The organism is Psychrobacter pocilloporae (genome assembly GCF_029872915.1).
Taxonomy (GTDB): Bacteria; Pseudomonadota; Gammaproteobacteria; order Pseudomonadales; family Moraxellaceae; genus Psychrobacter; species Psychrobacter pacificensis.
The window spans coordinates 2,807,331-2,820,292 of the sequence record NZ_PGFT01000001.1 but is presented as its reverse complement, the minus strand read 5'-3'; the positions used below and the strand labels follow the sequence as shown (position 1 = coordinate 2,820,292).

General features: G+C 43.2%; 9 protein-coding genes and 1 tRNA gene. All 10 read left to right on the top strand.

Going from position 1 to position 12,962, the window contains the following annotated elements:
- Positions 1 to 156: 156 nt before the first annotated feature.
- The 10 genes from fusA (at position 157) to rpoB (ending at position 12,886) form a co-directional block, all read left to right on the top strand.
- Positions 157 to 2,283, top strand: a complete 2,127-nt coding sequence (gene fusA, locus CUR83_RS12035; RefSeq protein ID WP_212564142.1) for an elongation factor G — start codon at positions 157 to 159, stop codon at positions 2,281 to 2,283.
- 223 nt (positions 2,284 to 2,506) lie between these two features.
- Positions 2,507 to 3,697 (top strand): elongation factor Tu, encoded by a 1,191-nt coding sequence (tuf, locus tag CUR83_RS12030; RefSeq protein WP_071002260.1) that lies wholly within the window; start codon positions 2,507 to 2,509, stop codon positions 3,695 to 3,697.
- 368 nt (positions 3,698 to 4,065) lie between these two features.
- Positions 4,066 to 4,141, top strand: a tRNA-Trp gene (locus CUR83_RS12025).
- A gap of 51 nt (positions 4,142 to 4,192) precedes the next feature.
- Positions 4,193 to 4,678 carry a preprotein translocase subunit SecE gene (gene secE / locus CUR83_RS12020; protein WP_093071056.1) on the top strand — a complete coding sequence of 162 codons (486 nt, stop codon included), beginning with the start codon at positions 4,193 to 4,195 and terminating at the stop codon, positions 4,676 to 4,678.
- A 69-nt stretch (positions 4,679 to 4,747) separates the two neighbouring features.
- Positions 4,748 to 5,278: a transcription termination/antitermination protein NusG gene (gene nusG / locus CUR83_RS12015; RefSeq protein ID WP_071002919.1), complete on the top strand. Its 531-nt coding sequence runs from the start codon at positions 4,748 to 4,750 to the stop codon at positions 5,276 to 5,278.
- A gap of 95 nt (positions 5,279 to 5,373) precedes the next feature.
- Positions 5,374 to 5,805 (top strand): 50S ribosomal protein L11, encoded by a 432-nt coding sequence (gene rplK / locus CUR83_RS12010; protein ID WP_071002920.1) that lies wholly within the window; start codon positions 5,374 to 5,376, stop codon positions 5,803 to 5,805.
- Positions 5,805 to 6,506, top strand: a complete 702-nt coding sequence (gene rplA, locus CUR83_RS12005) for a 50S ribosomal protein L1 (RefSeq protein WP_071002921.1) — start codon at positions 5,805 to 5,807, stop codon at positions 6,504 to 6,506. Before rplK ends, rplA begins: the two co-directional genes overlap by 1 nt.
- Before the next feature lie 474 nt (positions 6,507 to 6,980).
- Positions 6,981 to 7,508, top strand: a complete 528-nt coding sequence (rplJ, locus tag CUR83_RS12000; protein ID WP_071002922.1) for a 50S ribosomal protein L10 — start codon at positions 6,981 to 6,983, stop codon at positions 7,506 to 7,508.
- A 120-nt stretch (positions 7,509 to 7,628) separates the two neighbouring features.
- Positions 7,629 to 8,003, top strand: coding sequence for a 50S ribosomal protein L7/L12 (gene rplL / locus CUR83_RS11995; protein WP_093071059.1), 375 nt, complete (start codon positions 7,629 to 7,631; stop codon positions 8,001 to 8,003).
- A 764-nt stretch (positions 8,004 to 8,767) separates the two neighbouring features.
- The gene (rpoB, locus tag CUR83_RS11990; RefSeq protein WP_284719729.1) at positions 8,768 to 12,886 is read left to right on the top strand and encodes a DNA-directed RNA polymerase subunit beta; all 4,119 of its coding nucleotides are present in this window, start codon (positions 8,768 to 8,770) and stop codon (positions 12,884 to 12,886) included.
- Positions 12,887 to 12,962: the final 76 nt, after the last annotated feature.

Genomic DNA, 12,962 nt, shown 5'->3' with positions numbered 1-12,962 from the left:
ATTTGATGCCACACTATTCTTAGTATTTGCTCTTTTTTTGTCCGTATTAGGCTCAATAATCAGTAAGTAATATTACGAAGCTGAACGCTTTGTCATAGAGTATGAGGTAGAGACACAATACATTATTATATACACGACTTTTCCTAGGAAAACACTATGGCTCGTAAAACTCCCCTAAAACGCTATCGCAATATTGGTATTTCAGCGCACATCGATGCTGGTAAAACGACCACTACTGAGCGTGTTTTATTCTATACCGGTGTTAGCCACAAAATTGGCGAAGTACATGATGGCGCAGCCACTATGGACTGGATGGAGCAAGAACAAGAGCGTGGTATTACTATTACCTCAGCAGCAACAACTTGTTTTTGGTCAGGTATGGCTAAACAGTTTGACGAACACCGTATCAACATCATCGATACCCCAGGTCACGTTGACTTCACGATCGAAGTTGAACGTTCTATGCGCGTACTTGATGGCGCTTGCATGGTTTACTGTGCAGTAGGCGGCGTTCAGCCACAGTCTGAGACCGTATGGCGTCAAGCGAACAAATACAAAGTACCACGTCTTGCATTTGTAAACAAAATGGACCGTGTTGGTGCTGATTTCTATCGTGTTATCGAACAGATCAAAACCCGTCTTGGCGGCAAGCCAGTACCATTGGTTATTCCAATTGGGAAAGAAGATGACTTCGAAGGCGTTGTTGATCTAGTGACTATGAAAGCTATCTATTGGGACGAAGCGTCTCAAGGTATGCAGTATGATGAGCGTGATATCCCAACTGAACTACAAGACAAAGCGGACGAGTATCGCGAGTACCTTGTAGAAAGTGCTGCTGAAGCCAATGAAGAGTTGATGAACGAATATCTAGAAAATGGTGAGTTGACTGAAGAGCAGATCCACAGTGCTATTCGTCAGTTGACTATTGATAACGAAATCATCCCACTTCTTTGTGGTACTGCCTTTAAAAACAAAGGTGTACAAAAGATGCTAGATGCGGTTATCCAGTATCTACCAGCACCAATTGACGTACCTGCTATTAAAGGTATTCTTGATGACAAAGACGAAAGCGAAGGCAGCCGTGAAGCATCAGATGAAGCACCTTTCTCAGCACTAGCGTTCAAAATCATGAACGACAAGTTCGTTGGTAACTTAACCTTCGTACGTGTTTATTCTGGTGTCATGAAGCAGGGTAGCAGTGTTTATAACCCAGTTAAAATGAAGCGTGAGCGTGTTGGCCGTATTGTACAGATGATGGCAAACTCTCAAGAAGAGCTTGCAGAGATTCGTACAGGTGATATCGCAGCCCTAGTCGGCATGAAAGATGTAACGACTGGTGATACGCTATGTGACGAAGACAACGTGATCACGCTTGAGCGTATGGAATTCCCAGAACCAGTTATCTCTCTAGCGGTTGAGCCTAAGACCAAAGCTGACCAAGAAAAAATGTCAATCGCGCTTGGCCGTTTGGCAAAAGAAGATCCATCGTTCCGTGTACACACTGACGAAGAATCTGGTCAGACGATTATCAGTGGTATGGGTGAGCTGCATCTAGAGATTCTTGTTGACCGTATGAAGCGTGAATTCAACGTTGAAGCAAACATCGGTGCACCTCAGGTTGCTTATCGTGAGACGATTCGTAACACTGTTGAACAAGAAGGCAAATTCGTACGTCAAACAGGTGGTCGTGGTAAGTTTGGTCACGTATGGTTACGTCTTGAACCACTTGATCCAGCTGGCGACACTGAATATGAATTCGCTGAAGAAGTTGTTGGCGGTGTGGTACCAAAAGAATTCCACGGTGCTGTTGATAAAGGTATCCAAGAGCGCATGAAAAACGGCGTACTTGCAGGCTACCCAGTAGTTGGCGTAAAAGCGACTTTGTATGATGGTTCTTATCATGACGTTGACTCTGATGAATTGTCATTTAAGATGGCAGGTTCTATGGCCTTCAAAAAAGGTTTCTTAGCAGCTGATCCAGCGCTACTTGAGCCAGTGATGAAAGTAGAAGTTGAAACACCTGAAGACTACATGGGCGACATCATGGGCGATCTTAACCGTCGTCGTGGTTTGGTACAGGGTATGGAAGACCTACCTGGTGGCACTAAACAGATTCGTGCTGAAGTACCATTAGCGGAAATGTTTGGTTATGCCACTCAAATGCGCTCTATGTCGCAAGGCCGTGCAACTTACTCAATGGAATTCCAAAAGTACGTTGAAATTCCAAAATCAGTTGCTGCTGAAATCATCTCTAAGTACAACTCTAAAGATGATGACGAGTAAATAAAGCTTACTAAAGGTGACAATATAGAGTATCTCTGTGTATTGTCACTAAAGAATCGGCCAATAACTTGTTAAAAGACTTGTTATTGGTCGCAATTTTCTTATAATATCTGCACATTAGTATGTGTAACCTTTTAACAATTATCTTAAGGTGACCAAGATTTTCTTAATTGTCATATTTATATGAATTAAGCCTTGGAACCAAAAAAAAGAGGAAATACCCATGGCAAAGGCCAAGTTTGAACGTAGCAAGCCACACGTCAACGTCGGTACCATCGGACACGTTGACCATGGTAAAACCACCCTTACCGCTGCAATCGCAACCGTAGCTGCAATCACCTCTGGTGGCGAAGCAAAAGACTACGCATCTATTGACTCAGCACCAGAAGAAAAAGCACGTGGTATCACCATCAACACCTCACACGTAGAATATGACACAGACACACGTCACTACGCACACGTAGACTGCCCAGGTCACGCCGATTATGTTAAAAACATGATCACCGGTGCCGCTCAGATGGACGGCGCAATCTTAGTTGTATCAGCAACTGACGGCCCAATGCCACAGACTCGTGAGCACATCTTGCTATCACGTCAGGTTGGCGTACCATACATCATCGTATTCATGAACAAATGTGACATGGTAGATGACGAAGAACTACTAGAACTAGTAGAAATGGAAGTTCGTGAACTATTGAACGACTATGACTTCCCAGGTGATGACACCCCAATCATCCACGGTTCTGCTACTGAAGCCCTAAAAGGCTCACAAGAAAAATACGGCCAACCAGCCGTTGTAGAACTACTAAACGTACTAGACACCTACATCCCAGAGCCAGAGCGTGACGTTGACAAAGCATTCCTAATGCCAATCGAAGACGTATTCTCAATCTCAGGTCGTGGTACCGTAGTAACTGGCCGTGTTGAATCTGGTATCGTAAAAGTTGGTGACGAAATCGAAATCGTTGGTATCCGTGACACTCAAAAAACCACCTGTACAGGTGTAGAGATGTTCCGTAAAATGCTTGACGAAGGTCGTGCTGGCGAAAACTGTGGCGTACTACTACGTGGTACTAAGCGTGAAGACGTACAACGTGGCCAAGTACTAGCGAAGCCAGGTTCAATCACGCCTCACACCAAATTTGACGCAGAAGTATACGTACTGTCAAAAGAAGAGGGTGGTCGTCACACACCATTCCTAAACGGCTATCGTCCACAGTTCTACTTCCGTACCACTGACGTAACTGGCGCAATCCAATTACAAGACGGTACTGAAATGGTCATGCCTGGTGATAACGTTGAGATGGGCGTAGAGCTTATCCACCCAATCGCTATGGACAAAGGTCTACGCTTCGCTATTCGTGAAGGTGGCCGTACTGTAGGCGCTGGTGTTGTTGCTAACGTATTGAACTAAGACTTAAGTCTCAGTAATGAGATTATGAATTAGTCATAAAAAAGCCATCCTATCTAGGGTGGCTTTTTTTTGGAGGTAAATAGGGGTATTTGCAGCATTAGATCTAAGTTTTGGTAAAATGGTTCTTTTGATGGAGTGACTTTTGATACTGGCTATTTATTTATAATGCACTGTATTGTAATTTGCCACATAGCTTGCTATATTAGCGCTGCATTTAACGTGTATGGTTAATCTAAACCATAACGAGAAAGCCTATAATTAATATAGTGACTTTTGATAGATGTAATATCAGGTAAAAATTAACAATTTTACCGCCAAAGGCTTGCATTCTATGCTGGATATTGTATAATGCTGTCCTTTACATCCATAGGCGATTGGCTCAATTGGTAGAGCATCGGTCTCCAAAACCGAGGGTTGTAGGTTCGAGTCCTACATCGCCTGCCATCTTCTTATCTCATCTTTGTTGTACCCCATCATCTCCGAAGCGAGTTCTTTATGAGCAATAATCAAGATAACCTCGAGACTAAGTTATCTGATGCCAAGGCGGTTGCTGGTGGAATGCTGTCTAAAAATAAGCACATCTCAGCGAGCGGTACTTCTGCTGTTGAAGTTGCTAAGACTGGCTCAATCAAAGATTTGATTTTGTGGCTACTTGCCGCAATTGTTTTGATCGGTGCGACTCTCGTTAATCAATATTTACCAGGCTATTGGCAACCTGCCAACGATGTCTGGGTACGTATTGGTATTATTGTTGCACTTGTTGTATTTGCATTAATTTGCTTGGCGCTGACGCATCAAGGTCGTGCTTTTAAAATATTATTAAGAGACGCAGGTGTTGAGCTTCGCCGAGTGACATGGCCAGGTAAAGACGAAACCTTTCAATACACATGGCAAGTCATTGTCGTGATCGGAATTGTTGGGTTTTTTATTTGGTTATTAGATAATTTCTTTAATTGGTTCGTTGGTATCTTTATCGGTTAATAGCATGTATTAGTGACTATTAACGAGATTTACTTATAACGACTTATTCATAATGATCAGGAGCGTGATATGCGTTGGTATATTGTCCAAGCGTTTTCAGGATATGAAAAACAAGTACAACGTTCGTTAACTGATCGTATTAACCGTAGTGACTTTGCTGAGTCATTCGGTGATGTACTGGTTCCTACTGAAGAAGTCGTCGAAATGAAAGACGGCAAAAAGCGTAAGAGCGAGCGTAAATTCTTTCCAGGTTATGTATTGATCCAGATGGAGATGAACGATAATACTTGGCACATCGTAAAAGATTGCCCTCGTATTATGGGCTTCGTCGGTGGTACGCCTGAGATGCCTGCACCGATTACGCAAGTAGAAGCTGATCGCATTTTAAACCGTTTGAACCAGACTGAAACTGACCCACGTCCTAAGACTCTATTTGAGCCAGGCGAAGAGTTATTGGTTATCGATGGTCCATTCACTGACTTTAAAGGGTTAGTAGAAAAAGTGGATTATGAGAAGTCTAAACTACATTTAACGGTAAACGTATTTAATCGACCTACGCAGGTTGAGCTTGAGTTTAGTAAAGTTGAAAAACTAGACTAAATCAGCAAAAAGTTCATCAACCGGGGAGCTGTTAGTCAACCAGTTATATGTCGTATCACGTTGATTTGGCGCTATCACCCATTTAGGAGAGTATCATGGCTAAGAAGATTGATGGTTACATCAAACTGCAAGTGCCTGCAGGCAAAGCAAATCCTTCACCACCGATTGGTCCAGCTTTGGGTCAAAAAGGCGTGAACATCATGGCGTTCTGTAAAGAATTTAACGCTGCGACCTCAGGCCAGGAGCCAGGTCTACCGATCCCAACTGAGATCACAGTATATAACGATAAATCTTTTACCTTCATCATGAAGTCACCACCAGCTGCGTACTTACTACGTAAAGCTGCTGGCATCGCTAAAGGTTCAGGTACACCGAACACTGCTAAAGTCGGCAAAGTGGACCGTGCACAACTAGAAGAAATCGTTAAGACTAAGAATGCAGATTTAACGGCTGCTGATCTTGACGCTGCTGTCCGTACCATCGCTGGTACTGCACGTTCAATGGGTATTACCGTGGAGGGTGTATAATGTCTAAGCTAACCAAACGTCAAAAAGAAATTCAAAGCCGTGTTGATAACGAAAAACAATACACGCTAGAAGAAGCCGTTCAAATCCTAAACGATTTGCCAGCGCTAAAATTCAAAGAGTCTATCGATATTGCAGTAAACTTGGGCGTTGACCCACGTAAATCTGACCAAGTCGTTCGCGGTGCAACCAATCTACCTGCTGGTACTGGTAAAACTAAACGCGTTGCTGTATTTGCTCAAGGCGCTGCTGCTGAAGCCGCTAAAGAAGCTGGTGCGGACATCGTTGGTTTTGAAGACCTAGCAGAAGAAATCAAAGCCGGTAACATGGACTTTGATGTTGTGATCGCAGCTCCTGATGCTATGCGTGTTGTTGGTCAATTGGGTACGATCCTAGGTCCACGTGGTCTAATGCCTAACCCTAAAGTTGGTACGGTAACGCCAAACGTTGCTGAAGCTGTGACTAATGCGAAAGCGGGTCAGGCTCAGTACCGTGTTGATAAAGCTGGTATTATCCATGCAACTATCGGCCAAGTTGGTTTCACTGCTGAGCAAATCGAGCAAAACGCGCAAGCGATTCTTTCTGATTTAAAGCGTGCTAAGCCTGCTACTTCTAAAGGTACTTTCATCAAGAAAATCACCTTGTCTAGCACGATGGGCCCTGGTCTAACGATTGACGCTGTTCCTTATCGTACTGCAAAATAATTAAAGTCTCTATTTTTGAGTACTTGAACTTCAAGTATTTTGAATGATGAGCACATACTATATTCAAAAATTAGGTCAGCGTAGTATTTGCTACGCTGTCTAAGACCGTAGGTAGAGAGTGGTTTAGCGTCATAAGTAACAATTTTCGAATGGTTAAATATGACACTGAGTCACTTTTGTTAATCGACGACAGATGAAAATCTTAGTTGTCCTACGCAGACGGTGGCCCATACAGTTTAAGACACGAGCGAATAGGGCGGTAAGGTTATTTATATAATCTTCAAACTATTACTCAACGTCATTCTGATAACGGTGCCGTAATCAGTCGTTACCAGTAGATGCTTTTTTTATTAATTGAATCCGCTGGTAATGTGTCGTATCAAGTCAGTCCTAGCTTGAAATTTAAGCTTGCAGAAATTTCGATTTTTAGCGCTTTTATGATAAGCAGATTGATAAGATTAAAGGAGTCAACTTATGGCATTAACGCTAGAGCAAAAACAACAAGTTGTGGCTGAAGTGTCTGAAGTTGCTGCTAATGCTTACTCAGCAGTAGCTGCCGAATATCACGGTATTGGTGTTGCACAGCTTACTCAGCTTCGCGTACAAGCCCGTGAAAAAGGCGTCGTTTTGAAAGTGGTAAAAAATACCCTGGCAAAACGTGCTTTTGAAGGCACTAAGTTTGAGAGCATGTCAGACCGTATGACTGGTCCACTACTTTTGGCTTTCTCTATGGAAGATTTGGGATCTGCTGCCAGAGTCGTTTTCGACTTCAGTAAAGATAACAAAGCTTTAGAGACCAAATTAGTATCAGTCGGTGGTGAAGTTTATGGTCCAGAAGAGCTAGAGCGCGTATCGAAGCTACCAACTCGCGACGAAGCAATCTCTATCTTGATGGCTACTATGAACGCACCAGTGACCAAGCTTGTCCAGACTATGAACGCTGTTCCTGGCAAGTTCGTTCGCACTGTAGCGGCAATCAAAGACGCAAAAGAAGCTGCTTAATTGCTTGTTTTAACGTAACTTTAACATTGCTAATTTTGGTTGAAGTTTATTGCCACATTCGGCAATCAATCAAAGCGATATTAAAATCAATTAATTTTTATCAGATAACGGAGAGTTCTCATGGCACTATCTAAAGAAGATGTGTTAAACGCAATCGCTGAAATGTCAGTAATGGACATCGTTGAGCTAATCAGCGATATGGAAGAAAAATTCGGCGTAACTGCTGCTGTTGCTGCTGCTGCACCTGTTGCTGCTGCTGGTGGCGCTGCTGCTGCTGAAGAAAAAGACGAGTTTGACGTTGTTCTTGCTAGCTTCGGCGACAAGAAAGTTGGCGTAATTAAAGCCGTACGTGAAGCAACTGGTCTTGGCCTAAAAGAAGCGAAAGATTTGGTTGAAGGCGCTCCAGCTCCAATCAAAGAAGGCGCATCTAAAGCTGAAGCTGAAGAGTTGAAAAAGAAACTTGAAGAAGCTGGTGCAACTGTTGAACTAAAATAAGTTTAACACTGTACAGAAAAAAAAAGCTGGTAATGCCTTGCATTGCCAGCTTTTTTTTATTATAATTCGTAGCTTGACCTTTTGTGTCTGCCAACATACGTATGCATTAACGGTGGATACCCATCAAAAGGACAGACGATATACATGCAAGAACACATAGCAGTTTTTAAAATCAGTTAATATCAGCTAAACGTCTGTAGATGTTTGGCATTTTTTTGTGTCTGCATGCTTTCCTATCAACACTATAGTTTATACTGATTCTTAAAGTTATAGTTACCCCGATTATTAATCCTGAAAAAAGCGGTATTCTGAAAAAGCTGTTGATCATAAGTTGCCTATTTGGTGTGGCATGACTGTCGATATTAAGTCTTATAGACAGTTTGCATGTGTAGGGAACATAGTTCGGTAATAAGCAGTCTAGATGGCAAGTGGCTTATATGCAATCTTAATAGACGTGATTTTCCAGCAATGTATTTGTAAATTAAGCCTCATAGGCAATGCATTATAGACTATATAATATTGAATTTTTTGGTTGCAACAGTCATATAGATTGATTCACTTACCATGAATTTAGCAAGCAAAGACGAGATTAAGTGAAGTGTGCTAGGTAAGCACTGATGAGTAAAGTAGTAATTGACAGAAAAGACATGAACTGAACACGAAAACCCGTTTTATATTATCGTTTACGTCGCTAAGTGTGCATCGTATTTATGCATACTGGCCACGCTTTTAATTTGTTTCCACGTTTACTGTAAGGACTCTCGATGGCATATTCTTATACTGAAAAAAAGCGTATTCGCAAAAGTTTTGCTGAATTGCCCACTGTAATGGACGTTCCCTATTTATTGTCTATTCAAGTAGATTCTTATGAGCAATTTTTGCAAGAGCATAAAAAGCCAAAAGCTCGTGAGAATACTGGTTTGCAAGCTGCGTATTCCTCTATTTTCCCAATTGAGAGTCACTCTGGTAACGCGGAGTTGCAATTTGTTGAGTACTATTTAGGTACGCCTGAATTTGATGAGCGTGAGTGTATCTTACGTGGTTCAACGTTTGCGGCGCCGATGCGTGTCAAAATTCGCTTGATCATCAAAGATAAAGATAGCAAAGATAAAGATAGCAAAGCCGCTATCAAAGATATCCGTGAGCAAAGCGTTTACATGGGCGAGATACCTTTGATGACTGCGAACGGTACTTTCATTATTAATGGTACTGAGCGTGTTATCGTATCTCAGCTACATCGTTCACCTGGTGTGTTCTTTGACCATGATAAAGGTAAGTCGCATTCAAGTGGTAAAGTGCTTTATAACGCGCGTATCATCCCTTACCGTGGTTCATGGTTAGACTTTGAATTTGATGCAAAGGACTTAGTCTTTGCTCGTATTGACCGTCGCCGTAAGCTATTGGCTTCTATCATTCTACGTGCACTTGGCCTGACTACATCTGAAATTCTAGATTTGTTCTTTGATAAAGTTGCTGTTTATAAAGCTGAAGAGACGTTTGAAATTGATCTAGTTGCTGATCGTCTACGTGGCGAAATGGCGCAGTTTGATATCGTATCACCTGAAGGTGACGTTATTGTAGAGCAGGGCAAACGTATCAACGCACGCCGTATCCGTCAGCTTGAAGAAGCAGGTATGACGAAAATTGCGGTACCTGATGAATACCTATATGAGCGTATTTTAGCTGAAGACATCGTTGTTAATGATGAAATCATCGCTAAAGCGAACACGCCAATCGACCACGAGTTATTGGTAAAATTGAACTCATTTGAAGCCAGTGGTGCCATCAAAGAGTTCAGCATTCTGTTCACTAACGATATCGACCAAGGCAGCTATATTGCTGATACGCTACGTGCTGATAGCACCTCAACCCGCGAAGAAGCATTGATCGAAATTTATAAGGTTATGCGTCCAGGTGAGCCGCCAACGGTTGAAACGGCTGAGAAACTGTTTGAGAGCATGTTCTTCAACGCCGATCGTTATGACCTATCTAACGTCGGTCGTATGAAGTTCAACCGTCGTCTTGGTCTGCCATTTGAAAACACCGATGATCCAGACGTACAGCGCGAACGCAGTGTATTGACCAACGATGATATCGTTAATGTTCTAAAAGAACTTATCGAAATTCGTAACGGTCGCGGCGATGTTGATGATATTGACCATCTAGGTAATCGCCGTATTCGTTCAGTGGGCGAGATGGCAGAAAACCAATTCCGTGTTGGTCTAGTACGTGTTGAGCGTGCCGTAAAAGAGCGTTTGAGCTCAGCAGAGTCAGACAACTTGTCACCACAAGATTTGATTAACTCTAAGCCAGTAGCGGCTGCGGTTAAAGAATTCTTTGGTTCAAGCCAGTTGTCACAGTTTATGGATCAGAACAACCCATTGTCTGAAGTTACCCATAAGCGCCGTGTATCAGCGTTAGGACCTGGTGGTCTAACTCGTGAACGCGCAGGCTTTGAAGTACGTGACGTACATGATACGCATTATGGCCGTGTATGTCCTATTGAGACTCCTGAAGGTCCAAACATTGGTCTGATCAACTCACTAGCGACATTTGCTAAAACCAACAGCTTTGGCTTCTTAGAAACGCCATATCGCCGTGTGGTTGATGGTAAAGTGACTGATGATATTGAATATCTATCAGCAATCGAAGAAGTCGGTACTGTTATTGCACAGGCTGACTCTCCGATGACTGAGGATGGCGCGTTATCTGACGAGATGGTCAGTGTACGTAGCTATGGTGAATTTGTTCGTATGCCGCCAGAAAAAGTGACGCATATGGATGTATCACCAAGTCAGGTAGTATCGGTTGCAGCAGGTCTGATTCCGTTCCTAGAGCATGATGATGCTAACCGTGCCTTGATGGGCTCGAACATGCAGCGTCAGGCGGTTCCTACCCTGCGTGCTGATAAGCCATTGGTAGGTACCGGTATGGAGCGTCACGTTGCTCGTGACTCAGGTGTTTGTGTCATCGCTAAGCGTGGCGGTGTGATTGAAGATGTTGATGCATCACGTATCGTGGTTCGTGTCAACGAAGACGAGATGGTTGCTGGTGAAGCGGGTATTGATATCTATAACTTGATCAAATACACGCGCTCTAACCAAAACACTTGTATCAACCAACGTATCATCGTTAACCAAGGTGACGAGATTGCTTTGGGTGATATCTTGGCTGATGGTCCATCAACGGATCTTGGTGAGCTAGCACTTGGTCAGAACATCCGCATCGCATTTATGCCGTGGAATGGTTACAACTTTGAAGATTCAATCTTACTATCTGAAAAAGTCGTAAAAGAAGATCGTTTCACTACGATTCATATCCAAGAATTGACTTGTGTGGCTCGTGATACCAAGCTAGGTACAGAAGAGATCACGGCTGATATTCCAAACGTTGGTGAAGCCGCACTATCAAGTCTTGATGAAGCAGGTATCGTCTATATCGGTGCTGAAGTTGATGCTGGTGATATTCTCGTTGGTAAAGTGACGCCAAAAGGTGAAACGCAGCTAACGCCAGAAGAGAAACTACTACGCGCTATCTTTGGTGAAAAAGCGGCGGATGTGAAAGACACTTCACTACGCGTACCAACTTCAAGTAAAGGTACGGTTATTGATGTGCAGGTCTTCACCCGTGATGGCGTTGAAAAAGACGCACGCGCAAGAGCGATTGAAAAATCGCAGCTTGATAGCTATCGCAAAGATTTGAAAGAAGAGCTACGTATCTTTGAAGAAGCGGCTCGCGGTCGTATTGGTACTCTACTAGATGGCCAAAAAGTCAGCGGCGGTGCTGGTCTAAAAGCCGGTACGGTTATGGCATTGGCTGATATGAAAGATATGAGCCTTGAAACATTGCTTGATATCCAGCCAGTAGAAGAAGAAATCTCTGAGCGTCTGACGCAAATCTCTGATTACTTGGTTGATAAGCAAAAAGACATCGATGTGAAGTTTGCCGAGAAAAAACGCAAATTGACTGCTGGTGATGACTTACAACATGGCGTACAAAAAATCGTTAAAGTATATCTAGCGGTTAAGCGTCGTATTCAGCCTGGTGATAAGATGGCTGGTCGTCATGGTAACAAAGGTGTGGTATCGCGCATCATGCCAGTTGAAGACATGCCTTATGATGAAAATGGTAATACCGTTGACATCGTATTGAACCCACTTGGTGTACCATCTCGTATGAACATTGGTCAGGTTCTAGAGACGCATTTGGGTATGGCAGCGAAAGGATTGGGCGAGAAGATTGATGGTATGCTCAAATCTCAAGCAGCGATCAAAGAGCTACGTGACTTCTTGGACAAAATCTATAACCAAGTAGGCGGTGAGCAAGTTGATCTTGATAGCTTAAGTGATGATGACATCATGGCGCTAGCAGACAACTTACGTGGCGGTGTACCAATGGGCACAGCAGTATTTGACGGCGCAAAAGAAAGCCAAGTCAAAGACCTGCTTGAGCTTGCTGGTATGGATCGCGATGGTCAGCAGACATTATATGATGGTCGTACAGGTCAGAAATTTGACCGTAAAGTGACCGTGGGTTACATGTACATGCTCAAGCTTAACCATTTGGTTGATGACAAAATGCATGCGCGTTCAACGGGTTCTTACTCTCTAGTCACGCAGCAGCCACTCGGCGGTAAAGCTCAGTTTGGTGGTCAGCGCTTCGGTGAGATGGAAGTGTGGGCACTAGAAGCATACGGCGCGACTTACACGTTGCAAGAAATGCTAACGGTGAAGTCGGATGACGTTGAAGGCCGTACTCGTATGTACAAAAACATCGTTGATGGTGAGCAGTATATGGATCCAGGCATGCCTGAGTCGTTCAACGTACTGACCAAAGAAATCAAATCATTGGGTATTAATATTGAGTTAAAACAAAGCAACTAGCCCGTTGTTTAACTTAGTTGTCCACTAAAGGCAGTCTGCTTTATTGCTGCTGCTTTTAGTGATTTGTCTCAACCCT

Bases quoted from the DNA above. Each gene is read 5' to 3' on its own strand.
- fusA (WP_212564142.1), top strand. From the start codon at position 157: ATGGCTCGTAAAACTCCCCTAAAACGCTATCGCAATATTGGTATTTCA.
- tuf (WP_071002260.1), top strand. From the start codon at position 2,507: ATGGCAAAGGCCAAGTTTGAACGTAGCAAGCCACACGTCAACGTCGGT.
- secE (WP_093071056.1), top strand. From the start codon at position 4,193: ATGAGCAATAATCAAGATAACCTCGAGACTAAGTTATCTGATGCCAAG.
- nusG (WP_071002919.1), top strand. From the start codon at position 4,748: ATGCGTTGGTATATTGTCCAAGCGTTTTCAGGATATGAAAAACAAGTA.
- rplK (WP_071002920.1), top strand. From the start codon at position 5,374: ATGGCTAAGAAGATTGATGGTTACATCAAACTGCAAGTGCCTGCAGGC.
- rplA (WP_071002921.1), top strand. From the start codon at position 5,805: ATGTCTAAGCTAACCAAACGTCAAAAAGAAATTCAAAGCCGTGTTGAT.
- rplJ (WP_071002922.1), top strand. From the start codon at position 6,981: ATGGCATTAACGCTAGAGCAAAAACAACAAGTTGTGGCTGAAGTGTCT.
- rplL (WP_093071059.1), top strand. From the start codon at position 7,629: ATGGCACTATCTAAAGAAGATGTGTTAAACGCAATCGCTGAAATGTCA.
- rpoB (WP_284719729.1), top strand. From the start codon at position 8,768: ATGGCATATTCTTATACTGAAAAAAAGCGTATTCGCAAAAGTTTTGCT.